We start from the raw sequence: 20,371 nt of genomic DNA on the forward strand, positions 1-20,371 counted from the left end.
CCAGCCTCGGCCTTGGCCGGATCAGCGGCCGAACTTCTCCGGGTCCGGTCCCAAGCGCGCGCCGTCCTTGATGGCGTCGATGGCGGCCATCTCGTCGGCTGACAATTCAAAATCGAAAACGTCGATGTTCTCGCGGATGCGAGCCGGCGTGACCGACTTCGGAATCACGATCAGCCCACTCTGCAAGTGCCAGCGCAGCGTGATCTGGGCGGCCGACTTGTTGTGCTTTTTGGCCAGGTCCACGATGACCTTTTCCTTGGTGACCCCGCCTTGCGCCAAGGGGCTCCAGGACTCGGTGGCGATACCGTGCCTGGCATGGAACGCCCGCAGCTCACGCTGCGCGAACCCCGGATGCAGTTCTATCTGATTCACCGCCGGCGCCACTTTCGACGCCTCGATCAGTTGCTCCAGGTTGGCCTGCGTGAAGTTGGACACGCCGATCGAACGCGCGCGGCCGTCTTCCTTCATCTCGACCATGGCGCGCCAGGCGTCCAGGAACTTCGTGCTGCCCGCCACGGGCCAGTGGATCAGGTACAGGTCCACATATGCCAGGCCCAGCTTCTCCAGGCTTTCGTCCATGGCCTTGTGGGCATCGTCGTAGCCGTGCTTGTCGTTCCACAGCTTGGTGGTGATGAACAGATCCTTGCGTGCCACGCCCGCCGCGCGCAGGCCCGTGCCCACGCCGGCTTCGTTGCCGTAGATGGCAGCAGTGTCCACCGACCGGTAACCGGCCGCCAGCGCTTCCTTGACCGCGGAAGCCGCCTGGTCGTCGGGCACCTGCCACACACCCAGGCCCAACTGCGGGATGCTGTTGCCGTCGTTCAATTTCACTGCGGGTACCTTCGCCATAAGATCCTCCGAAGCTTGCACCGCGACGCTCGCACGGCGAATACGCGCCAGGTCGCGCAATCCAGGGCCCAGCCCGGCCACCCCCGGATTGAAGAGATAAAAAAAAACGGGCTTGCCGAGCTGCGCCCGCGCCGTAATTCCGGACCGACATCCCCTGGCAATGGTCCGGAAACACCAGGGGTTATCACCAAATAATAGCGCCCGTGCCCGATAATGCCCGTCACAAGGCCACCTGCACCCCCTGCCGTACCGCCTTTCACCCCGTCCTTTGCGCCATCGCGCCCCCTCGCCCAGCCATGAATTCCCCTGACGCGCCGCCCAAGAATCGCGGCGGTTTTTCCACCTTGCGAACCCTGTTTCCCTACCTTTGGCCGCCGGGAAAAACCGGGCTGAAGGTGCGCGTCGTGGCGGCGCTGCTGTGCCTGTTCGCCGCCAAGGCGGCGACCGTCTACGTGCCCCTGATCTACAAGCACGCCATCGACGAACTGGGCAAGGGCGCGCCCGGCGCGGTGACCGTGCCGCTGGGCCTGATCCTGGCGTACGGCACCGCGCGCGTGCTGTCGCTGCTGTTCTCGGAACTGCGCGACGCCATCTTCGCCCGCGTCGGCCAGCACGCCATCCGCGAAGTCGGCCTTCAGATCTTCCGGCACCTGCATGCCTTGGCGCTGCGCTTTCACCTGTCGCGCCAGACCGGCGGGCTGACCCGCGCCATCGAACGCGGCACCAAGGGCATCCAGACGCTGCTGTCGTTCCTGCTGTTCAACATCCTGCCGACGTTCTTCGAGATCGGGCTGGTCTGTATTGTGCTGTGGAAGATGTTCGACATCTGGCTGGCCGTGGCCACCGGCGCCACGGTCATCCTGTACATGGCCTACACGCTTGCGGTGACGGAATGGCGCGCCAAGTTCCGGCGCCAGATGAACGAAACCGACTCGGAAGCCAACACCAAGGCCATCGAAAGCCTGCTGAACTACGAGACGGTCAAGTACTTCGGCAATGAAGAACACGAGGCGCGCCGCTACGACGCCTCGCTGACCCGCTACGAACGCGCGGCCGTGCGCAGCCAGGTCAGCCTGTCCATCCTGAACGTGGGCCAGGCCGCCATCATCTCGGTCGGCCTGACGCTGGTGATGTGGATGGCCGCCACCGGCATTGCCGAGGGCCGCTACACGCTGGGCGACTTCGTGCTGGTCAACACCTACCTATTGCAGCTTTACCAGCCGCTGAGCTTCTTCGGTTTCATCTACCGCGAAATCAAGCAGGCCATGATCGACATGGAACGCATGTTCGAACTGCTGGGCCAAGACCGCGAAGTGGCCGACCGCCCCGACGCCCAGCCCCTGCACCTGGCGGGTGGTCAGGTCGAATTCCGCGACGTGTACTTTGGCTACGACGCGCGCCGGCCCATCTTGAAGGGCGTAAGCTTCAGCATCCCCGCCGGCAAGACCGTGGCCGTGGTGGGCACCTCGGGCGCCGGTAAATCCACCATTGCCCGCTTGCTGTTCCGCTTCTATGACGCCGACAGCGGCGCCATTCTTGTTGACGGCCAGGACGTGCGCAGCGTCACCCAGGCCAGCCTGCGCGCGGCCATCGGCGTGGTGCCGCAAGACACGGTGCTGTTCAACGACACCATCCACTACAACATCGGCTACGGCCGCCCCGGCGCAACCGATGCCGAGATCGAAGCCGCCGCGCGCCTGGCGCACATCCACGACCTGATCATGACCATGCCCGACGGCTACCAGACCATGGTGGGCGAGCGCGGCCTGAAGTTGTCGGGCGGCGAAAAGCAGCGCGTGGCCATCGCCCGCACCATCTTGAAGAACCCCGTCATCTTTTTATTCGACGAGGCCACCAGCGCGCTGGACACCCATACCGAACGCGAGATCCAGGCGAACCTGCGCGAAGTCAGCGAAGGACGCAGCACGCTGATCATCGCGCACCGGCTGTCCACGGTGGCGGACGCCGATGAAATCATCGTGCTGTCGGAAGGCCGCATCATCGAACGCGGGCGCCATGCGCAGTTGCTGGCCCAACGCGGCGTGTACGCCGGCATGTGGGCTCGCCAGCAAGACAGCACCCACAGCGCCCCGGCGGATTGACAAGCCCCGCCCGCTATCCGAAGATCGCACCCTTTTCTTCCAAGGCCCGCCATGCAGGATTCTTCCGCCCCTGACGTCCCTGAGATTCCCGACGCTCCCGGTGTCCACGTCTGTGCCTCTTCCGACCTGGTCAACGGCGGCCTGGGCGTGAAAGTGCCCGTGTCCGATGGCTCGGGCCAGACCACCGCGTTCTTCGTGCGCTACCAAGACCGCGTGCACGGCTACCTGAACCGCTGCGCCCACGTCGGCGTTGAACTCGATTGGGAAGGCAGCTTCTTCACCCGCGCCGGCGACCTGATCATGTGCGCGCGCCATGGCGCCACGTACCAGCCCGACACGGGCCTGTGCGTGGGCGGCCCCTGCAAGAACGGCCGGCTGACCGTGCTGACGGTTTCCGAGCACGACGGCGCCGTCTACTGGCACCCCAGCGGCAAGATCGTTCCGCGCAACGACGCTTGACGCGGGTCAGGACCTAGGCCCCGGCCACCACCGCCTGGGCCGGCTGCTGCCGTTCCGCATAGCGGCGCGCCAGCACGGCGCAGACCATCAGCTGCATCTGGTGGAAAATCATCAAGGGCAGCACCACCACGCCCATCTGCGACGTGCCAAACAGCACCGTGGCCAGCGGAATGCCCGACGCAAGCGACTTCTTCGATCCACAGAACACCAGCGTGATCTCGTTCTCTTTGGACATGCCCAGCTTGCGGCTGCCCCAGGTGGTGATCACCAGCACCGCCCCCAACAACAGGGCATTCACCAGCACCATCGTGGCCAGGTCTATGGCCGGAAAGGCGTGCCAGATGCCCTGCGCCACGGCCTCGCTGAACGCGGTGTAGACGGCCAACAGAATCGAACTGCGGTCCACCTTGGACAAGGTGCGGTTGTTGCGCTGCGCCCAAGCGCCAATCCACGGCCGCAGCAGGCTGCCCACGGCGAAGGGCAACAACAGTTGCAGCAAGATGCGGCCTGCGTCGGCCAGCCCGTGCCCGCCCCCCTGACGATGCAACAGCACCGCCACCAGCAACGGCGTCAACACGGTGCCAAGCAGATTGGACGCCGTCGCCGCGCAAATGGCGCCGGGCACATTGCCGCGCGCCATCGACGTGAACGCAATCGACGACTGCACGGTTGACGACAAGGTGCAGACGAACAGCACGCCCAGCCACAGCGATGGGGTCAACAGCCCCGGAAACAGCGCACGCAAGCCCAGGCCCAGCGCGGGAAACAGAATGAAGGTGGACGCCAGAATCAAGGCATGCAGGCGCACGTCCTTCACGCCCGCCACGATGGCGTCCGTGGACAGGCGCGCGCCGTGCAGGAAGAACAACAGCGAAATGGCCACGTTGCTGGCCACCATCATGAACGAGGCGCCCTTGCCCACGGCGGGGAAAAAGCTGGCGAATGCCACGGTGGCAATCAAAATCAAAGTGAACTGGTCTGGCAGGAAGCGGCGCATGGCGTAAGGGTTTCCAAGAAATTACGGAAAACTATAGGCGCGCCGCTTGCCATCGTGAAGCCCACTGATTACTTTAACTGTCATCGAAAATCATAATGACCAGGCCGCGTTCCCCATGCTGAATCCCCTATGGCTCAAGACCTTCACCGCCGCGGCGGCCGCCCCCAGTTTCACGGAAGCCGCCCGCCGCCTGGGGCTGACCCAGCCCACCGTCAGCGAACATATCCGGCAGTTGGAACAGTCGGTCAACCGGCGCCTATTCCTGCGCGATACCCATTCGCTAGTGCTGACCAGCGACGGCCGCAGCCTGCTCGTTCATGCCGAGATCATCCTGGACGCGCACGAACGCGCCGAACGCCTGTTTGATGCGCCGCGCCTGCGCGGCCGCGTGCGGCTCGGCACGTCGGACGATCTGGCCATGGGCCCGCTGCCCGATGTGCTGGCCGCGTTCCGTTTGGCGCATCCGGAAGTCGAGCTGGACTTGACCATCGGCGTCACCAGCGAGCTCTACAAATTGCTGGACGACAACGACCTGGATGTGATGATCGGCAAGCGGCGCCGGGGTGATCGCCGGGGCCAGACGTTGCACAAGGAAGCGCTGTTGTGGCGCGCCAAGGAAGGCCTGCGCTTTGCGCCCGATGAGCCACTGCCGCTGATTCTGCTGCGCGAACCCAGCGTCACGCGCACGTTGACGCTGGATGCGCTGGCACGCGTGGGGCGCAGTTGGCAGATTGTGTGCACCAGCACCAGTTACGCGGGTTGCCAGGCGGCCGCCCGCGCGGGCCTGGGCATTACGGTGCAGCCCTCTCACTTGTCCACGGCGGGCCTGGCCGCGCCGGGCGGCGCGATTCAGTTGCCGGCGTTGCCGCAGGTGGAATTCATCGTCATCTCGGCCCCGTCGCCCAACAAGCCCACCCGGGCGCTAACTGAAATCCTGATGCGCAGCACCTTGACCTGAACGCGCTGGGCCTGAATGCGCGCGGGGCCATTGCCGCAGCCTCTTATTCGGGCAGCGGGTCGGGCACGCCGTCTTCGTCCACACTCTTCACGCGGTCCAAGGCATTGCGCGCGGCCGACATCGCTTCGATCGTGCTGCGAAAGCGCCGGCTGACAAAGATCTCGAAGGGCCGGCCTTCCGGGGGCCGGCCATCCGGGGGCTGGCCTTCCGCCGGCGCGTCTTCCGACTCCGCCCCATCCCGCGCCACGTCGCCCTCTTTTGCCTTGGACGCCAAACGCCGCGTCTCCAAAAAGGCCCGAGGCGGCGTGCGCCCTTCAGGCTGCGTCGCGTACGCCACCACCGAAAATCCGTTGATCGTCTTCTCTAGCATTGCGGTTCCCTCGCGCCACGGCCACACACGGCGCAGCTTGTTCCTAGCGACAACGGCGCGGCACGAGGAAACTTAAGCGCCATGCAAAAAGCCGATGTTGATCTGCATCAACACCGGCTTTTTCCACCCGCCGACCACACAAGCGACTCTATTTTGTCGACGTAACGGCGTCCATGCGCACGCGCACGTAATCGGCCACCTGCTCCAGCACGGTCGACAAATGCCCGCGCAGCAATTCAAAGCCCGGGTTGCGTTCGCGCGTGACCTCGTCCATGTACAAGGGGCGACGAATTTCCACCTGCAAGCTGTGCCGGTTCAGCGCGGGCTGCCCAATCTGCGCAATCAACTGCACCCCTTTGTAGGGGTCGTTGCGCGCCACCGTATAGCCCAGGTCGCGCAAGGCCTTTTCGATCAGCGCGATGAACTCGGGTTCGCACGTTGTGCCGTCACGGTCGCCCAGCACAAAATCCGCCAGGGGATGTTCGCTTTGCCGACCCAGGCGTTCATAGGCATCGTTGGGCATCGAATGCAGGTTCAGATGCCACACGGCGCCAAAGCGCGCTTCGGCTTGGCTGATCGCGCGCGCCAAGGCGGCGTGGTAAGGCTCGTAGTAAGCCTGGATGCGATGCCGCACTTCGGCCAGGCTCAGCTTGCGGTCATAGATCGGCGTGGCCTTGTCCATGCGGCGCCAGATCAGCCCTTTTCCCAGGCGGGTTTTCTCGCCGGGCGACAGCGCATGCGGCCAAGGTTCGGCCAACAGTTCTGGGTCCAGATCCTGCAGCGTGCGGTTCGGATCGATGTACACGCGCGGAAAGTGCGCCGCAATCAAAGTTGCGCCCAGCGCGGGGGCTGCCGACCACAACGCGTCCACGTGCGTGTCTTCACCCTGGCGCAATTGCGCCCGCGTGGCGACCGCCCCGAAATCCTCGGGATAGTGTTCGCCGCTATGCGGCGAATCACAGACCAGCGGCAGCGCCGGCCCTTGGGGTTCATGCACGGAAACCACGTTGAAATCGGCGAGCGTCATCGTCAGTCAGCCTGAATGTTGGCGGCCTTGGCCACCTTGGCGTAGCGGGCCAGGGCCTGATGAATCTGGTCCTGGAACTCTTGGGGGGTAGTCGGCATCAGCGTACCACCCACGTCTTCGGCCTTCTTGCGGAACTCGGGATCTTTCATCGCCGCGCGCACGGCTTGGTTAAGCGTGTCGATCACGGCCGTGGGCGTACCCGCCGGCGCCACCAGCCCGAACCAACCGCCCGTGCCCATGTCGGGGTAACCCAGCTCGATGTAGGTCGGCACGTCCGGCAGCAAGGGCGAGCGCTCGGCGCCCAGCACGGCCAGCGCCCGCAACTTGCCGCCCTTCACTTGCGGCAGCGTCGACGACAGGTTGTCGGTGATCGCGTCCACCTGCCCGCCCATCACATCGTTCAAGGCCGGACCCGCGCCGCGATACGGCACGTGCAGCAGGCGGATGCCGGACAGCATCATGAAGTTCTCGATATTCACGTGGCCCAGCGAGCCCACACCCGGCGAGGCAAAGCTGTAGCGGTCGGCCGGCGCGGCTTTGGCCATCGCCACGAATTCCGCCATGTTCTTGGCCGGCAGATTCGGGTTGATTGCCAGAATGCTGGGCACCGCCAGCACATTGGCCACGGGCGCGAAATCCTTCACGGGGTCGTAATTCATCTTGCGATACACGGCCGGGTTCGAGCCATGCGTGCTCATCGTGGCCATGCCCAGCGTGTAGCCGTCGGGCGTGGACCGCGCCACCTGCTCCATGCCCATCGAGCCACCCGCGCCCGCCTTGTTCTCGACCACGATGGTCTGCTTCAGTTCGCGGCCGGCGTACTCGGCCACCAGGCGGGCCACGATGTCGGTTGATCCACCGGCGGCGAACGGCACCACCAGCTTGATGGGGCGCGAGGGGTAGTCGGCGGCTTGGGCAATGCCGGCAAAAGACAAGGTAGCGAACACGCCGGCAAGCGCGAAACGCGCGGACCGGCCAAGCAGGCGGCGAGACATGAGTCGACTCCGAAAAAGGAAGGTGTGGGTTTCAGACAGGCCGCCAGTGTCCAAACTTTACCGTCCCCTTTCAAACGACTATATTGCACTCCTTCATTACCAAAGGTCATGCTCGATGCGGCTGCATTCGCCTTCCATGTCCGAGTTGCATGCCTTCATCACGGCAGCGCGCTTGGGCAGCTTCACCCTGGCCGCCCAGACGCTATGCGTGACCCAGGGCGCCATCAGCCGCGCCATTTCGCGCCTGGAAGCGCATTTCGGCCAGCCGCTGATGCATCGGAATGCGCATGGGCTGACGCTGACGGCGATGGGTCAAAAACTCTACGATGGCGCGCAGGCGCCGCTGCAAGCCATCGAAAAGCTCAGCACCGAGCTACGCGCCGACGACCGCCGCCGGCACCTGACGCTGTCCATGGTTCCCACGCTGGCCAGCGCCTGGCTGGTGCCGCATCTGCCCGACTTCCATCGGCGTCATCCCGACATTCAACTCAATTTCTCGGCCTATCGGCGCAATGAAGATTTTTCGGGCGACACGCCGGACGCGAGCATCCTGGCGGGCACCCCCGAACAATGGCCCGGATGGCAAGCCGACTACGTAATTGGGCGCGAAGTGGTGGTGATCTGCCACCCGGACCGCTTGGCCGCCCGCCAGGCCCACGGGCTATGGAACACACCGAACGGCCTGCTGGGTGAGCCGCTGCTTTTTCACACCAATGGGCAAGATAACTGGGCGCAATGGTTCACTGCCGCCGGCGTGCCGCGCCAGGCGGTCACGCTGTCACAGGGGTTCGATCAGGTGTCCATCCTGATCCGAGCGGTTATGGCCGACATGGGCATCGCCGTCCTGCAGCGCTGCTTGGTGCGCGATGAGCTTCAATCTGGCCGCGTGGCGGCGCCTTTTCCCAAGCTGCCGATACGCTTGCGCCGCGGCTATCACTTGTGCGCCCCGGCTCAGCGGCGCGACCACTACGCGCTGGCCTGCTTCCGGCAATGGTTATTGCAAACCGCGCAGGCGGATCCCGACGTCGTAGCGGCAGACCAGATGCACGGCTAGGGGCCTGGCCTCAAAGAAACCTTTAGTTTCTTCGGTTCGGAATTTGGTGCAACCAAATAAAACGGGCCTCTTATTCAGAGGCCCGGCTCACATGCGGCGGTGCGACGCTCAAGGCGCCAGCTTGAATCCCAGATCCACGCCCCACTTATCGGTTTCACGCAACCATTTCGCCCCACAACTCAGGCACCGGAAGTGATCTTCGCGACTCTCTTCGCGCCCTTTTTGCGTGGGATTGGTGAAACCTTGATGTCCCAGGTGCGAATGCGGCGCAACGCCTGCAAGGCCCGGATTAATGCGTTGGCACGCCAAACACATGACGCTCATTGATGCTTCCCCACAAACAGTGTTACGGAATTGTAAGGGATTTCACCAATATTTTTCTATCGATTTATATCAAGTGAATGACAATAATTGTTAAATGAGCGTTTAAACAACGTTTGGTAACGCCGCGAGACAGGTCGCCAAATGGTATGGCGACGTCGACGGCATATCGGCCCGCACCACCGCTCCCTGGCTGTCCAGACACTCGTACCACCCGCCGTCGTGCAGGAAACGGGCGCGGAAACTGGCAAGCCCCGACGCCAGGGCGGGCAAATCGCCCAACACCGCCAACGCCCGCAGGTATTCCGTTTGCGCCCAGATCCGCCGGGTGGCATCAATGACCACGCCCGACTCGTCCAACGACGCCACCACACCCGGGCCGTCCACATCCACGCCGTGCTCGCGCGACCACCGCATGGCACGCGGCAAGGATTCCACCAGCTCCAGGCCTTCGAACACCTCAGCCGCGCCATGCACCAGCGACAACCATTCGAACTGATGCCCGGGCTCCAGCCGATTGCCGGCCGAGCCCTGCAAGGCCTCGGAAATGCACTGCGTGGGTCCATGCACGAAGAACTGGCTGACGCCCTGTGCCAGCGCACGCAAACGCTGGGAAAACAGCGCAGGCTCCGCCACTTGCGCGGCAGCCAGGTACGCTTCAGTCAGATGCATCATGGGATTCTGCGCCGGGGCTTTCAGCGGGTGCAGAAGATCCGCGCTTAGCGCCGCGTGGTACAGCCCATCATTTGTCTTGAAACGCGACTCGATCGTGGCCGCCGTCGACAACATCAGCTTGCGCGCCTGGGCATTGCGGCTGCGCGGAAAATACGCCGCGCAGGCCAGCACTATGAAAGCGTGCGTATAAAGATCTTGCGTGTCATCCAAGGGCTGCGCATCCGCGTCCACGCTGTACAGCCACCCGCCGAGTTCATTGCGAAACACGCGGCACAGCGAATCGAACAGCCGGTCGGCATGCAGGCCGGCTTGCTCGCCCGGCGCCTGCGCGAATACATACAGTTGCCGCGCGCAAGCCATCGCACGATATCGCGTGGGCGCCAACGGTTGACCCGTTGCGGCATCCAACGATTCGTAGGGCAGATTCAGGGTTTGATTGAAGCCCGGCCCCATCCACAAAGGCAGGATCACAGAGCCAAAATGCGCCCGCAAGGCGCGGGCATGTTCCGTGAGAGTAAGAGTGGTCTGTGCGGCAGTCATCTTGGAACGACGCATACCCGAAAAGGGCTCCAGGTTTCGGAGCAGCAACGATAACCGAAAATTTCGTCGCAATTTTTTGAGTATTTTCCTAAGCCTCATGCAAGCACAGACCGGTCCAACCGATCAGCTTCGTCCAGGGCGCTTATGCCCTATCGGAAGATGTTTTCCTCGACCCAGTTCTGCGCGAATATTTCCGCGCGATCACGTGCTTCGTCTAACGAAGCGCAGTTGCCCAAGTGGGAAAACGCGGCATCCACCTCGGTGCCGCCCTCGGCCGTTACCGTCAGCAAGACGCCATATCCGCCGGTATCCATGGCCGCCGTGGAAACGTCGATCAGTACTTCCTGGTCACGATGCTGCATGTGCTACCTCCCAGTCGGTTACCTAAACGCGTGAACCACGCGTGACGTTGCGGGAGCAAATTCCCGCGAAATGAATAGACCTGAAAGCGTCACGCAAGTTCATCTTACTGGCGACGAAAGGTGCGCGATACGTCCGGAAGATGCCAAATCGCACATTCCGTCTCAGGAGATTCCCGTACTGGCCCATAAATACCCCCTGAAGTGCGACATAGGACGAAAACATTCGCAAACTATGCGGCAATTCCACGCATCTTGCTTCAATGCGCAGCAAGCAGAAAGATTTCAGGGGGTTGAAAGAAAAGCGCTGCAAGCGTCCGACGGAATGCCGCTTGCGTGGACGCGCTTAGCGCACGTGGATGGCGCCAGGTTCTTCCATGCGCAGGGCAAGCTTGCCCTTTTCGGTAATCAACCAACGGCCATCGGGGCCGGGTTCGATGCAGCGCAAGGTCTGCAATGCCTGCGAAATTTCAGCGGGCACCACAGCTTTAGCGGCGTCAGCTTCACAGTTGTCGGCCACGATGCGCAGCCAGTGACTCAGTTCGCCTTTTTGGAAACGATGCAATGCCATGCTAATTCTCTCTTCAATGGCGTAAACGATAGCATGCCCGTCAAGCCCGCCTGGCTACGTCAAAAGCTTGGGCACCGAAGAGACCAGCAGCGCCACGCCCGATAGCGTCAACAGGCCCAGCACGACGCGGCGAAACGTCACATCGCTGATGCCCACATACAAGCGAGCGCCCAGCAATGTGGGCACCAGCATCGCCGGCAAGATGATGGCGAAAAGCGGCAGCATGTCGCGCGTGACCACGCCCGTGTAGAGGTAGCCCGCCATCGTCACGACCAGCATCGACAGGTTGAAGTTCTGGATCACCGACCGTTGCACGTCGCGATCAAAACCGCGCAAGGTACACCACAGGGTTGGGATCACGCCGGTAAAGCCGCCGATGCCACCCATGACGCCGCCCATCGCGCCTACCACCCCATCAGCCACCTTGCCGCCCGCCGTGATGCGCGGCAAGCGCGTGGCGAACAACATCAGCGGGCACCAGACCGCAAGCAAGCCGCCAATACAGGCCTTGAATATCACCGGGTCCAGATGCGGCAAGAGCTGCACGCCAACAGGTATGCCCACCAGGCCGCCCGCTACGAAAGGCAGAAGGTTCGACCACGAAAACCCTCGGCGCACGGTGAATGCAGCCAACAACTGGCCGGTCAGCCCACCGAACACGGTCATCGCCGCCGCCAATCGGGGGTCTATCGTCCACGCCCAGAATGACATGGCCACCAACCCAAAGCCGAACCCTGACAACCCTTGCACGAAGCCGGCAGCCACCGCACCGACCACGACCAATACATATAACGAGTCCATTCTGCCGCGCACCTACAGGTGTTGCCAGGCCCCGCCCGGCGCACGACATTCTAAAGCGTTCTAAGACGGCCGCAGCGCAAGCGGACGCTTCATGCGCGCCGCCACGGCGGATGCCGCAACGCTTGCGGCGATCAAGCACAGGCCCAACGCCAGGTCTGCCGAAATGCGTTCATGAAAGACCACCGACGAAACGACCAAGCCGATGACCGGCACGCACAACATCGCAATGGACGTAGCTACGGGCGGCATCTTTTGCGTCATGCCCAGCACCACAATGAAAGTCAGCGCGGTGGCCAACGGACCCGTGTACAGAATAATGGGCCAGGCGTCCGGCACGGTCAGGAAGGTGGGTGCGCCGTCACGCATCCAGGCCAGCGCAACCAACGGCAGCGTGGCCAGCGCGGTCTGCCAGGGAATCATGTCAGCGCCCAAGCGCACATGGCGGCTGCCGCGCAGTTGAATGATGTTGCACGCCCACGCGAACGAGGCGCCCAGCAGCATGATCAGGCCGATCGCCGTATGCGCCTGCCACGGGCTGAACGCGGGCGCCACGATCACGGCTATGCCCGCATAACTGAGCGCCGTTGCCAGCCACTGGCCCGCGCTCAAGCGCTCTTTCAGAATCAGTGCCGACAACGGAATGACCCATATCGACGTGGCGTACGCAATGACGGACGCGCGGCCAGGCGCCACGTATTGCAGCGCCCACAGCGCCAACGCCGTGAACGCGCCCATTTGCAGCATGGCCACGCCCGCCACCAGCGGCCATTCCTGGCGCGTCGGCAAGCGCAATCGCCCCAACATCCCCAGTACCACCATGCTGATCAGCGCCGCCGATCCAAAACGGCTGGCCGCCAGCCAAAGCGGGCTCATGTGCGCCAGCCCCATCTTCATGACGGGCCAATTGCCGCCCCAGATCAGGACCGCACCCGCCAAGGGCAAAAACCTGCGCAACGCACTTTGCTGACTCATCACTGCCTGCTCTACCGCTTGAATATTCTGTGCTTTTGCCGATTAGCAAAAGGAAGGAATAGTCTATAGGGTAAACCCCAGCATATTTCACCTGAATGCACTCCGATAAACTCCTACCTCAGCACGAATGCGCTGCCAATCGACAAAGCTAGGTGACTTATGCCGGAAATCAATCTGGATGCAACCGACATCCGAATCCTGAACGAACTTCAACGCGACGCACGCCTGACCAATGTCGAGCTTGCTGCCCGGGTCAACCTGTCTGCGTCGCCCTGCCTGGCCCGTGTCAGGCGCCTGGAAGCCGATGGCTTAATCGACCGCCGGGTCACGCTGCTGAATGCGCGCAAGCTGGGGCTAAAGGTCAACGTGTTCATCCAGATCTCGCTGGACAAGCAACGCAAGGCCGCGCTGGATGTCTTCGAACGCGAAATTGCCGTGCTGCCGGAAATCATGGAGTGCTATCTGATGTCGGGCGATGCCGATTACCTGATCCGCGCGCTGGTGCCGGACGTGGATGCACTGGAACGCCTGATCGTCGAGCACATCACGCGCATTCCGGGCGTTGCCAGCATCCGTTCAAGCTTTGCGCTGAAGCAAGTGCTCTACACCACCGCCGTGCCGCTTGCCTGATGGCTGGCGCCACGTGATCGGCAAGCTTGCGGGATCCAGCGGGCACCCGCACAATGATTGCGTCGGCGCCGCATGTGCGCCGGCCTTCCCTCCCATCGCTTAGCAAGGAGCAACCATGCCCGAAACAGAATGGTCCCCCGGCAGCACGCTACCCGATCGTCAGGGTTACTTTGAAGTCGAATTCGACACAGGCGAAACCGAAATCACGCGCTACGGCATGCTGGGTTGGGAACCCGAGCCCGAACGCGGTCGCATCCTGCGATGGCGCGGCCTGGACCCCGACATCGAAGAAGCTGAAATCCAACGCGAAAGCGCCGTGCGCAGTAACGGCGACAACCTGATCGGTTGATGTCGTGGGCTTGGCGAATTAGCCGAGCCAAAATAAAAACGCCGCGGAAAAATCCGCGGCGTTTTTTCATGGGGAAAGATCTTACCAGTCGAGCTTGGAGATCTTGGTGCCCGCCAGCGAAACCCCAGCCATCAGGCCGCCGTTATTCATCACGAAGCCAACAATCGGCTGCTGCGCCGTGTTGGTGTCGATGCGGCCGTTCGCGCCGATGTTCACCACCGCCACCGTGGCGTCCGCACCCACCGTCCAGCCGCTGCTGTTGCGGAACTTGTTCAATGCATCATCCGTCATGAACAACAACACCATGGCCTTGGATTGCGCGCCAGCCTGAAACCCGATCGAACCCGCCGTCGTGCTGTAGTAGCCGGCGTTGGTCCCGCCCACGCGCAGCACACCCTTGCCATGCTCGGCGCCCACAATGAAGCTGCCGCTCAAGACATCAGGGAACACCAGCACGCCCTTAGCACGCGCCACCAATTCCTTGGACTGCGGCGATGCCTCGTAGAGTTTGGTCAGGGTTGCATTGGCCGCGCTATTCATCGAATCGCGCTTTTCAGTAGCTGATGCGGAAGATTTTGGCGTAGTCGTGGTGCAACCCGCAAACAGCAGGCCTGCCGCACCGATAGCCGCCGCAATGCCTACACGACGCAGGACAGGAAAAGTATCAAGCATGGAACTCTCCTTTATTTTTGTCATCCGCCCCCAATGTACCGGCCAAACCCGCCGGGCCACGGCATCGGATTGTGATAAACGAAACAAAACCTACCTGCTGCCGCCCTGACCTAGGCGGGTCTTCTTCAACAACCATGCGCCTGCGGGCGAGAAATCACCCCCAATCACACGGCAACATTTGGTAGGGCATTTTCCTACCGGTGCTACATCACTACAGAATGCCGTAGCGGGGTTCGCCCGTCGCCACATCCACGGACACGATGCCCGACAAGACCAGTTCCGCATGACGCCTGGCCACCTCGGCGTTGGCAAACGTGACGAAACGCGGCAGGGACCAGCGTTGCTGTCCACCGTCATTGCCTACCCGGCTCACGATTATCTCGATGGCCAACACGCCCGCATCCAGGCTTACGATTTCACAACCGACTTGAAAACCATCGATATGCCGTTGCGGCACCGAACCCATTCTTTTCGCTCCTGAAATCGAACTCACCGCGCGCAATATGCCAAAAAATATTGGCGCTGAAAAGCAGTCATTTCAACGGGTTATGGCGCACTATTTCGCCTAGTACTGACGCATCTTGCACAACATCTCAAGCGGCGAAATTCCGCCCTTTTCGCGCCGTTTTCATTATTTTTTGCGGTTCAAAAAAAAGCACGATGGACCAGAGCGCGATACCCAGGGGTATATTTGCAACGTTCAACAAGAGGCCAAACATCCCCATGCAACCCACTGCTTTCGAACCCGACACCGCCCCCCTGGAAATCCTGCCCCGCGACCTATCGGCATACCGCGAGGGCAACACCGGCATTCCGTATGTGCATCGTTTTGAGTCCGGCGTGCCCGGCCCTCACGTACTGATCAACGCCATCACGCATGGCAACGAAATCTGTGGCATGGTCGCCGCCACCCATTTGCTGGACAACGGCGTGCGGCCGAAGATCGGCACATTGACGGTCAGCTTTGCCCACGTCGAAGCCTATGAGGCCTTCGACATCGATAACCCGTACGAAAACCGCCAGCTTGTCCATAACTTGAACCGCATCTGGTCCGCAGCCATGCTGGACGGTGCCGAAGACAGCCCCGAACTGCGCCGGGCGCGCGAGTTGCGGCCGGTCTTGGACGCAGCAGACTTCGTGCTGGACATCCACTCGACCCGCGCGCCGGTGCAACCTTTCTGGGTCTACAACGAGATGGACCGCAACACCGCGTTGGCTGCCGCGGTGGGCGCCCCCGCCGTGCATCTGGTCATGCCGCAGCACAAGTTTCCCGGCACGGGCGTGATGGGCTATGGCCACCATGGTGACCCGTCGTCCGACAGCGGTGGTGCGCTGGTGGTCGAATGCGGCCAGCACTTTGCGCGTTCGGCCGCTGAACTGGCCACCGACGTGACGCTGCGCTTCCTTGCCCACACCGGCCTGATCGATGCGCCCCAGGACGCCGCGCCCCCGCCCGTGCCCCAGCGCTACCGCCTGCTTGAAGTGCACATGGTGAAGTCTGAAGACTTCCGCTTCGCCCGCCCGGTCATTGGCTTCGAGACCTTCGACAAAGGCGAGTTGATAGCCACGAACGGCGCCGAGGAAATTCGGTCGCCGTGTGACCACTGCACGATCTTCATGCCCACGCGCATGCCGATCGTTGGCCGCGAAGCGGTCTATTTGACGGTCCCCATCTAAACGCTGGCAGCCGCATCCCTGGGCGCGTCTGGGATATCCGTCTTAGGTATCCGACTTAGATATCCGGAATCAGGCGCTTGCCCAGGCTCACGACCTCGTCCAGTTGAAAGCCCAGGCTCTTGTAGAAGCCCTGCACGCCCAGGTTGCCCGAACGGATCAGCAGATTGATCTTCGGGCAGCCCATGGCGAGCAAGCGAGCTTCAAGGGCATGCATCAGCACCGTGGCGTAGCCTCGCCGCTGATGCGCCGGCGACACCGCCAGGTAATTCACCCAGCCGCGATGCCCGTCATAGCCGCCCATCACCGTCGCGACGATGGCGCCGTCAATCCTGCCCACCAAAAACAGATCGGCTTGCACAGTCGCTTTGCGCGCGATGTCCTTGACCGGATCGTTCCAGGGGCGCGTCAACCCGCAGTCGCGCCATAACTGGATCAGGGCGGCCTCATCGGCGGGGTGATAGGGCTGGATGGCCAATGCTTGAATAGTCATGCTTCGTTCCTGTAGCGAGGAAAACGAAGGCCTGGCGAACCGTCTCGTGCGTATCAAGGCAGGCAATCTGCACACCACAGACCCTGCAAACAAAAAGGCCACGAGAGGTATCGTGGCCTTCAAGGGAGAGCGCCGCAAACGCGGCGCCTTGACGTGACTAGCCACTCAACATAAGCGTCGAGTGACTCGTCGGTTGCCTGCCCGGCATGCGGGAGAAAAATGCAGTGCGTTCATGCGGGCCAGCATACACGAGGCCCTTGCGCGCAATCAAGGTGGATTCAGCGCAGCTCCGGCGCGGGCAAGGTCCCTTCCATCACCACCACCGCGTGACCCGCCACGCCAGCCCATACACCATCGGCGCGGGGTTCGGCATGCGCCAGCAACAGGCTGGCCCGGCCCATGTCCACCCCCTGCCCGACGCGCAATTCCAACTTCCCGCGCCCGCGCAACGCTGCGCGCAGCGCCGTGACGGCCGCCGTGGCGCTGCCGGTGGCGGGGTCTTCCGTCATGCGGCCGGTGAACATCCGCGCCTGGATATCGGTCGGGGAGTCGACCGTGTTGCCGCTGGTGTCAGTGGTGTAGACGTAGATCGACTTCGCCCCATCCAACGGCAACAGCGCCGCGTAGCCGTTCGAATCCGGCGACGCACGACGCAAAGCGTCGCGGCTGGCCAACTGCGCCACCAGGAATATCAAACCCACCGACACCACCTGCGGCGCATGCTCGGACATCTCGATGTCGGACGGCTCCAATTTCAGCGCACGCGCCAGGTCCGCGGCCGAGACTTCGCTGGCGCGTGACAACGGTTGTGGCGCTTGCAGCTCCACGCTTTCCACGCCCTTGGCGCCCGACCGCAGGGCGATGCGCACCAGGCCCGCAGCCTCTTCAAACACAAAGGCGTCCGGCGCCGGGCGCCCCGCCGCGACCATTTCGCGCGCCAGCACCACTGCGGTACCCACATTCGGATGCCCCGCGAACGGCACCTCGCGATCAGGCGTGAAGATCCGCACCCAGGCCGTATTGGCGCGATCTTTCGGCGGCAGTACGAAGCTGGTTTCCGAGTAATTGAATTCGCGGGCAATGCGCTGCATCTGCGCACCATCCAGCCCCTCGGCGTCCAGCACGACAGCCAGAGGGTTGCCGCAATAGGTCTGCGTGGTGAATACATCGGCCGTCACGTAGCGGTAGCGCATCAAAGGTCTCTCGTAGGCATGTGAATGGCAAGAGTATGCGCGCCGGTGCAAGGGTTGCGACAGGCACAGAAAGCCACGACTTTCGCCATAACAGCGCGGCGCGCGCGCAGGTCGAGTACCCTGTCCTCCTGGGCCGTCCTCGCGGCCCGAAGCGCGCTTTACTCCTGCAAGGAATGCACCATGGAAAACCCTTTTGGCGACGCCGACGAACCCGTTATCGGCCACCGGCAATACCTCATCTTGATCGCGGCGTCCAAAGACAACGCCTCTCTCGCCCAAAAGCAGCTTGAAAACCTGAAGAAGCACGTGGATGAACGCGCCGCGCCGCTATGGATCGACGCCAAGGGTATAGGCGTTTTGCTGACGACGGATATGGTGGCCTCGGAAATCTGGCGCGCCATGTTCCAGAAGGAACCGGGCCAAGACCTTGGCGATACGCGCAACATGCTGGTGCTGGAACTAGGCAAGGATTGGGCAGCACGCCGGGACGACAAGATCGAACACTGGCTGGCCTCGCACGTCGGAACCCCACTGGCGCCGATGCCGCGCGGCGCGGGCAAGAAGCGCTGATGCCTGATGCGCTGAAGCCTAGGCCGTGGCCGAGGCCGAGGCGCTAAAGCCTACAGGGTTAAAACCTGAAACGCTGAAGCCTGTAGCGCGCGCTCAGGCCTGATTGGCGATGCGATGGATGAACGCCAAGATCTCGAAGGTCAATTCGGCCGGCAGGTCCAAGCTGGGCAAATGGGCCGTGCCGGACAAGGCTTGACCGGTGCCGTTCGCCAGCATCGTCGCCACCTGACGGCTTCGTGCCTGAATATGTGGAAAATCGCAGTCACCCCACATCACCAGCGCCGGCTTGCGGATCTCATTTAAACGCCCGTAGGTGGGCAAATCATCTAGGCTTACTCCACCATACGGCGACTGCAATATGGCGGCATTCATTTCAAGAAAGCGCTGACGTGCAGCGCCCGCTACGCGCCCTTCCGGTTCACAAGGCCCGTCCAGGAACAACCGCGCCTTCAACATGTTCATGCGATCTTTGTCGCCGTCGGCCTCGGCCTGCTTCAGCACCGCCATCAGTGCTTTGACGTTGGCCGGAAACTCCGGCTCGGGCGCGCCTGGCACCGTCGGTGCAATCAACACCAGCCCCCGCACGCGGGAAGGATGTAGCAGCGCAGCGTCCAGCGCCACCCGCGCCCCCTGCGAGCATCCAACCAAGATCACCGGCTTGCCGTCCGCCAACGCATCAATCACCGCCATCAAATCCGCAACCGCCGAATAGTCTTCTGCCACGGCATGCGTCTTCCCATAGCCACGCCGGTCATACGCAATGCCCTTGTTGCCGGCCGCAATGCCCGACATCTGCACATCCCACATGCGGCGGTCGCAAATGGCGGCGTGCAAGAACACGACCGGGTCGCCGCTACCCTCCGCTTCCGCAAAAAGCGTCGCACCCCCGCAAGGGATTTGATGTTGTGTACGCATGGCTCACGCAACCACGGCGGGATCGCCCGCCGTATCGGCTGTTTGCGGCACGGACTCGCGATAGGCCACCGCGCACATTACCGTCACGATTACAAGCATGCCGATGCTGATCAGCATGCCGGCTACGCTGAACCCAACGCCAGACGTCGTCGGGTAACGCGCCACGTCCGCCACCATGGTCTTGGTAAAGCCCACGAACACAAGCAAGACAAACAGCGCAGTGACCAAGGGCCAACGCTTGAAACGCATGGCATCGCGCATTGCCTTGAAGCCGTATTCACCCGCCGCAACGGCACGCACCCAACTCAACGCCACCACCGCGCCACCATACACAAACGGTATCCAAAGCAAGCCCAGCACAATGAACAGCGCGATGAAGAATCCGGCATCGCCCACGCCATTCATCGCGAAGTAAAGCAATATTGGGATATCAGCGGACGCCCGCAATAACGCGCCCACCACGACCACAAAGAGCACCAGCAAAGCCAGATGCTTGGCCTCGGCGTTGCTGCCTCGCGCAAGCTGTGACGCGGCAGTATCCCGGCCAACAAGCATCCCCAGCCAGGCAAAGGTCACCCGCGCCAACGCCAGCAGGTTCACCATGGCCAGCAGTAGAAACACAAACTGCATCGTGCCCGCGGAGTTGGACAACAGCAACGCGAAAGGCAGCGTAACGATGAACGCGGCCAATGACCCAGGCGCGGTCGCCATCATTCGACGGCCTTGTTGACGGATGGCTTTGAAGGTCAACGCGATGAACTGAGTTCCAGCGAGTTTGCTAGCCACAGGCTTGCCTTTGGGGGACTGAGATGGAGCGATACGTTA

25 protein-coding genes are annotated in these 20,371 nt (G+C 62.5%); 8 read left to right on the top strand and 17 right to left on the bottom strand.

What is annotated here, in order from left to right; translation table 11 throughout:
• Nucleotides 1-21 precede the first annotated feature (21 nt).
• Entirely contained in the window at nt 22-849 is an 828-nt protein-coding gene (locus tag M2361_RS11485) for an aldo/keto reductase (RefSeq protein ID WP_259249130.1), read from the bottom strand.
• Nucleotides 850-1,145: 296 nt separating this feature from the next.
• On the opposite strand from M2361_RS11485, the gene M2361_RS11490 reads away from it, so the two are divergent.
• Nucleotides 1,146-2,951 carry an ABC transporter ATP-binding protein/permease gene (locus M2361_RS11490; protein WP_259249133.1) on the top strand — a complete coding sequence of 602 codons (1,806 nt, stop codon included), beginning with the start codon at nt 1,146-1,148 and terminating at the stop codon, nt 2,949-2,951.
• A 51-nt stretch (nt 2,952-3,002) separates the two neighbouring features.
• Nucleotides 3,003-3,410, top strand: coding sequence for a Rieske 2Fe-2S domain-containing protein (locus M2361_RS11495; protein ID WP_259249135.1), 408 nt, complete (start codon nt 3,003-3,005; stop codon nt 3,408-3,410).
• A 13-nt stretch (nt 3,411-3,423) separates the two neighbouring features.
• On the opposite strand, the gene M2361_RS11500 is transcribed toward M2361_RS11495, so the two are convergent.
• Nucleotides 3,424-4,407, bottom strand: coding sequence for a bile acid:sodium symporter family protein (locus tag M2361_RS11500; RefSeq protein ID WP_259249137.1), 984 nt, complete (start codon nt 4,405-4,407; stop codon nt 3,424-3,426).
• Between the two features lie 115 nt (nt 4,408-4,522).
• Here M2361_RS11500 and M2361_RS11505 point away from each other — a divergent pair, with 115 nt between their 5' ends.
• Nucleotides 4,523-5,365, top strand: coding sequence for a LysR substrate-binding domain-containing protein (locus tag M2361_RS11505; protein ID WP_050448571.1), 843 nt, complete (start codon nt 4,523-4,525; stop codon nt 5,363-5,365).
• A gap of 43 nt (nt 5,366-5,408) precedes the next feature.
• Here the strand turns inward: M2361_RS11505 and M2361_RS11510 are convergent, their stop codons facing one another.
• The 3 genes from M2361_RS11510 to M2361_RS11520 form a co-directional block, all read right to left on the bottom strand.
• Entirely contained in the window at nt 5,409-5,735 is a 327-nt protein-coding gene (locus M2361_RS11510) for a hypothetical protein (protein ID WP_259249146.1), read from the bottom strand.
• Nucleotides 5,736-5,883: 148 nt separating this feature from the next.
• Nucleotides 5,884-6,762 carry an N-formylglutamate amidohydrolase gene (locus M2361_RS11515; RefSeq protein WP_100855176.1) on the bottom strand — a complete coding sequence of 293 codons (879 nt, stop codon included), beginning with the start codon at nt 6,760-6,762 and terminating at the stop codon, nt 5,884-5,886.
• 2 nt (nt 6,763-6,764) lie between these two features.
• On the bottom strand, nt 6,765-7,757 hold the full coding sequence (locus tag M2361_RS11520) for a tripartite tricarboxylate transporter substrate binding protein (protein WP_259249148.1): 993 nt from the start codon (nt 7,755-7,757) through the stop codon (nt 6,765-6,767).
• Nucleotides 7,758-7,872: 115 nt separating this feature from the next.
• Between M2361_RS11520 and M2361_RS11525 the strand changes: the two genes are divergently transcribed.
• A complete protein-coding gene (locus M2361_RS11525) occupies nt 7,873-8,811 on the top strand; it encodes a LysR substrate-binding domain-containing protein (RefSeq protein ID WP_259249150.1) in 939 nt (312 codons plus the stop codon).
• A 108-nt stretch (nt 8,812-8,919) separates the two neighbouring features.
• On the opposite strand, the gene M2361_RS29005 is transcribed toward M2361_RS11525, so the two are convergent.
• The 6 genes from M2361_RS29005 to M2361_RS11550 all read right to left on the bottom strand — a co-directional run bounded on the left by M2361_RS29005 (nt 8,920) and on the right by M2361_RS11550 (nt 13,050).
• Nucleotides 8,920-9,135, bottom strand: a complete 216-nt coding sequence (locus M2361_RS29005; RefSeq protein WP_025135384.1) for a hypothetical protein — start codon at nt 9,133-9,135, stop codon at nt 8,920-8,922.
• Nucleotides 9,136-9,237: 102 nt separating this feature from the next.
• Complete coding sequence (locus M2361_RS11530) at nt 9,238-10,347, bottom strand: AGE family epimerase/isomerase (protein ID WP_259249285.1); 1,110 nt, start codon at nt 10,345-10,347, stop codon at nt 9,238-9,240.
• Nucleotides 10,348-10,496: 149 nt separating this feature from the next.
• Nucleotides 10,497-10,709: a hypothetical protein gene (locus tag M2361_RS11535; protein ID WP_006218759.1), complete on the bottom strand. Its 213-nt coding sequence runs from the start codon at nt 10,707-10,709 to the stop codon at nt 10,497-10,499.
• Between the two features lie 343 nt (nt 10,710-11,052).
• A complete protein-coding gene (locus M2361_RS11540; protein WP_259249151.1) occupies nt 11,053-11,277 on the bottom strand; it encodes a hypothetical protein in 225 nt (74 codons plus the stop codon).
• A gap of 54 nt (nt 11,278-11,331) precedes the next feature.
• Nucleotides 11,332-12,078 (bottom strand): sulfite exporter TauE/SafE family protein, encoded by a 747-nt coding sequence (locus tag M2361_RS11545; protein ID WP_259249152.1) that lies wholly within the window; start codon nt 12,076-12,078, stop codon nt 11,332-11,334.
• A 60-nt stretch (nt 12,079-12,138) separates the two neighbouring features.
• Complete coding sequence (locus M2361_RS11550; RefSeq protein WP_259249153.1) at nt 12,139-13,050, bottom strand: DMT family transporter; 912 nt, start codon at nt 13,048-13,050, stop codon at nt 12,139-12,141.
• Nucleotides 13,051-13,209: 159 nt separating this feature from the next.
• Here M2361_RS11550 and M2361_RS11555 point away from each other — a divergent pair, with 159 nt between their 5' ends.
• Together M2361_RS11555 and M2361_RS11560 are read left to right on the top strand one after the other, a co-directional pair.
• Nucleotides 13,210-13,680, top strand: coding sequence for an Lrp/AsnC family transcriptional regulator (locus M2361_RS11555; protein WP_259249154.1), 471 nt, complete (start codon nt 13,210-13,212; stop codon nt 13,678-13,680).
• A 115-nt stretch (nt 13,681-13,795) separates the two neighbouring features.
• The gene (locus M2361_RS11560) at nt 13,796-14,029 is read left to right on the top strand and encodes a hypothetical protein (protein ID WP_100855170.1); all 234 of its coding nucleotides are present in this window, start codon (nt 13,796-13,798) and stop codon (nt 14,027-14,029) included.
• Nucleotides 14,030-14,110: 81 nt separating this feature from the next.
• On the opposite strand, the gene M2361_RS11565 is transcribed toward M2361_RS11560, so the two are convergent.
• The gene (locus M2361_RS11565) at nt 14,111-14,701 is read right to left on the bottom strand and encodes a YSC84-related protein (protein ID WP_259249155.1); all 591 of its coding nucleotides are present in this window, start codon (nt 14,699-14,701) and stop codon (nt 14,111-14,113) included.
• A 211-nt stretch (nt 14,702-14,912) separates the two neighbouring features.
• A complete protein-coding gene (locus M2361_RS11570) occupies nt 14,913-15,167 on the bottom strand; it encodes a hypothetical protein (RefSeq protein ID WP_259249156.1) in 255 nt (84 codons plus the stop codon).
• 257 nt (nt 15,168-15,424) lie between these two features.
• Here M2361_RS11570 and M2361_RS11575 point away from each other — a divergent pair, with 257 nt between their 5' ends.
• A complete protein-coding gene (locus M2361_RS11575; RefSeq protein WP_259249157.1) occupies nt 15,425-16,378 on the top strand; it encodes a succinylglutamate desuccinylase/aspartoacylase family protein in 954 nt (317 codons plus the stop codon).
• Nucleotides 16,379-16,433: 55 nt separating this feature from the next.
• Here the strand turns inward: M2361_RS11575 and M2361_RS11580 are convergent, their stop codons facing one another.
• Both M2361_RS11580 and M2361_RS11585 read right to left on the bottom strand, forming a co-directional pair.
• Entirely contained in the window at nt 16,434-16,868 is a 435-nt protein-coding gene (locus M2361_RS11580) for a GNAT family acetyltransferase (protein ID WP_259249158.1), read from the bottom strand.
• A gap of 278 nt (nt 16,869-17,146) precedes the next feature.
• The gene (locus tag M2361_RS11585) at nt 17,147-18,061 is read right to left on the bottom strand and encodes a PhzF family phenazine biosynthesis protein (RefSeq protein ID WP_259249159.1); all 915 of its coding nucleotides are present in this window, start codon (nt 18,059-18,061) and stop codon (nt 17,147-17,149) included.
• A 180-nt stretch (nt 18,062-18,241) separates the two neighbouring features.
• Between M2361_RS11585 and M2361_RS11590 the strand changes: the two genes are divergently transcribed.
• Nucleotides 18,242-18,631, top strand: a complete 390-nt coding sequence (locus tag M2361_RS11590) for a hypothetical protein (protein WP_259249160.1) — start codon at nt 18,242-18,244, stop codon at nt 18,629-18,631.
• Nucleotides 18,632-18,724: 93 nt separating this feature from the next.
• Here M2361_RS11590 and M2361_RS11595 read toward each other — a convergent pair whose 3' ends face one another.
• A complete protein-coding gene (locus tag M2361_RS11595; RefSeq protein ID WP_259249161.1) occupies nt 18,725-19,546 on the bottom strand; it encodes an alpha/beta fold hydrolase in 822 nt (273 codons plus the stop codon).
• Nucleotides 19,547-19,549: 3 nt separating this feature from the next.
• On the bottom strand, nt 19,550-20,332 hold the full coding sequence (locus tag M2361_RS11600; RefSeq protein ID WP_259249162.1) for a hypothetical protein: 783 nt from the start codon (nt 20,330-20,332) through the stop codon (nt 19,550-19,552).
• Between the last annotated feature and the right edge of the window lie 39 nt (nt 20,333-20,371).

The organism is Achromobacter sp. JUb104 (assembly GCF_024806975.1).
Taxonomy (GTDB): domain Bacteria; phylum Pseudomonadota; class Gammaproteobacteria; order Burkholderiales; family Burkholderiaceae_B; genus Achromobacter; species Achromobacter spanius.

Bases quoted from the DNA above. Each gene is read 5' to 3' on its own strand.
- M2361_RS11510 (WP_259249146.1), bottom strand. From the start codon at position 5,735: ATGCTAGAGAAGACGATCAACGGATTTTCGGTGGTGGCGTACGCGACG.
- M2361_RS11535 (WP_006218759.1), bottom strand. From the start codon at position 10,709: ATGCAGCATCGTGACCAGGAAGTACTGATCGACGTTTCCACGGCGGCC.
- M2361_RS11495 (WP_259249135.1), top strand. From the start codon at position 3,003: ATGCAGGATTCTTCCGCCCCTGACGTCCCTGAGATTCCCGACGCTCCC.
- M2361_RS11530 (WP_259249285.1), bottom strand. From the start codon at position 10,347: ATGACTGCCGCACAGACCACTCTTACTCTCACGGAACATGCCCGCGCC.
- M2361_RS11540 (WP_259249151.1), bottom strand. From the start codon at position 11,277: ATGGCATTGCATCGTTTCCAAAAAGGCGAACTGAGTCACTGGCTGCGC.
- M2361_RS11555 (WP_259249154.1), top strand. From the start codon at position 13,210: ATGCCGGAAATCAATCTGGATGCAACCGACATCCGAATCCTGAACGAA.
- M2361_RS11520 (WP_259249148.1), bottom strand. From the start codon at position 7,757: ATGTCTCGCCGCCTGCTTGGCCGGTCCGCGCGTTTCGCGCTTGCCGGC.
- M2361_RS11490 (WP_259249133.1), top strand. From the start codon at position 1,146: ATGAATTCCCCTGACGCGCCGCCCAAGAATCGCGGCGGTTTTTCCACC.
- M2361_RS11550 (WP_259249153.1), bottom strand. From the start codon at position 13,050: ATGAGTCAGCAAAGTGCGTTGCGCAGGTTTTTGCCCTTGGCGGGTGCG.
- M2361_RS11590 (WP_259249160.1), top strand. From the start codon at position 18,242: ATGGAAAACCCTTTTGGCGACGCCGACGAACCCGTTATCGGCCACCGG.
- M2361_RS11565 (WP_259249155.1), bottom strand. From the start codon at position 14,701: ATGCTTGATACTTTTCCTGTCCTGCGTCGTGTAGGCATTGCGGCGGCT.
- M2361_RS29005 (WP_025135384.1), bottom strand. From the start codon at position 9,135: ATGAGCGTCATGTGTTTGGCGTGCCAACGCATTAATCCGGGCCTTGCA.
- M2361_RS11515 (WP_100855176.1), bottom strand. From the start codon at position 6,762: ATGACGCTCGCCGATTTCAACGTGGTTTCCGTGCATGAACCCCAAGGG.
- M2361_RS11585 (WP_259249159.1), bottom strand. From the start codon at position 18,061: ATGCGCTACCGCTACGTGACGGCCGATGTATTCACCACGCAGACCTAT.
- M2361_RS11580 (WP_259249158.1), bottom strand. From the start codon at position 16,868: ATGACTATTCAAGCATTGGCCATCCAGCCCTATCACCCCGCCGATGAG.
- M2361_RS11575 (WP_259249157.1), top strand. From the start codon at position 15,425: ATGCAACCCACTGCTTTCGAACCCGACACCGCCCCCCTGGAAATCCTG.
- M2361_RS11560 (WP_100855170.1), top strand. From the start codon at position 13,796: ATGCCCGAAACAGAATGGTCCCCCGGCAGCACGCTACCCGATCGTCAG.
- M2361_RS11505 (WP_050448571.1), top strand. From the start codon at position 4,523: ATGCTGAATCCCCTATGGCTCAAGACCTTCACCGCCGCGGCGGCCGCC.
- M2361_RS11525 (WP_259249150.1), top strand. From the start codon at position 7,873: ATGCGGCTGCATTCGCCTTCCATGTCCGAGTTGCATGCCTTCATCACG.
- M2361_RS11500 (WP_259249137.1), bottom strand. From the start codon at position 4,407: ATGCGCCGCTTCCTGCCAGACCAGTTCACTTTGATTTTGATTGCCACC.
- M2361_RS11545 (WP_259249152.1), bottom strand. From the start codon at position 12,078: ATGGACTCGTTATATGTATTGGTCGTGGTCGGTGCGGTGGCTGCCGGC.
- M2361_RS11485 (WP_259249130.1), bottom strand. From the start codon at position 849: ATGGCGAAGGTACCCGCAGTGAAATTGAACGACGGCAACAGCATCCCG.
- M2361_RS11570 (WP_259249156.1), bottom strand. From the start codon at position 15,167: ATGGGTTCGGTGCCGCAACGGCATATCGATGGTTTTCAAGTCGGTTGT.
- M2361_RS11595 (WP_259249161.1), bottom strand. From the start codon at position 19,546: ATGCGTACACAACATCAAATCCCTTGCGGGGGTGCGACGCTTTTTGCG.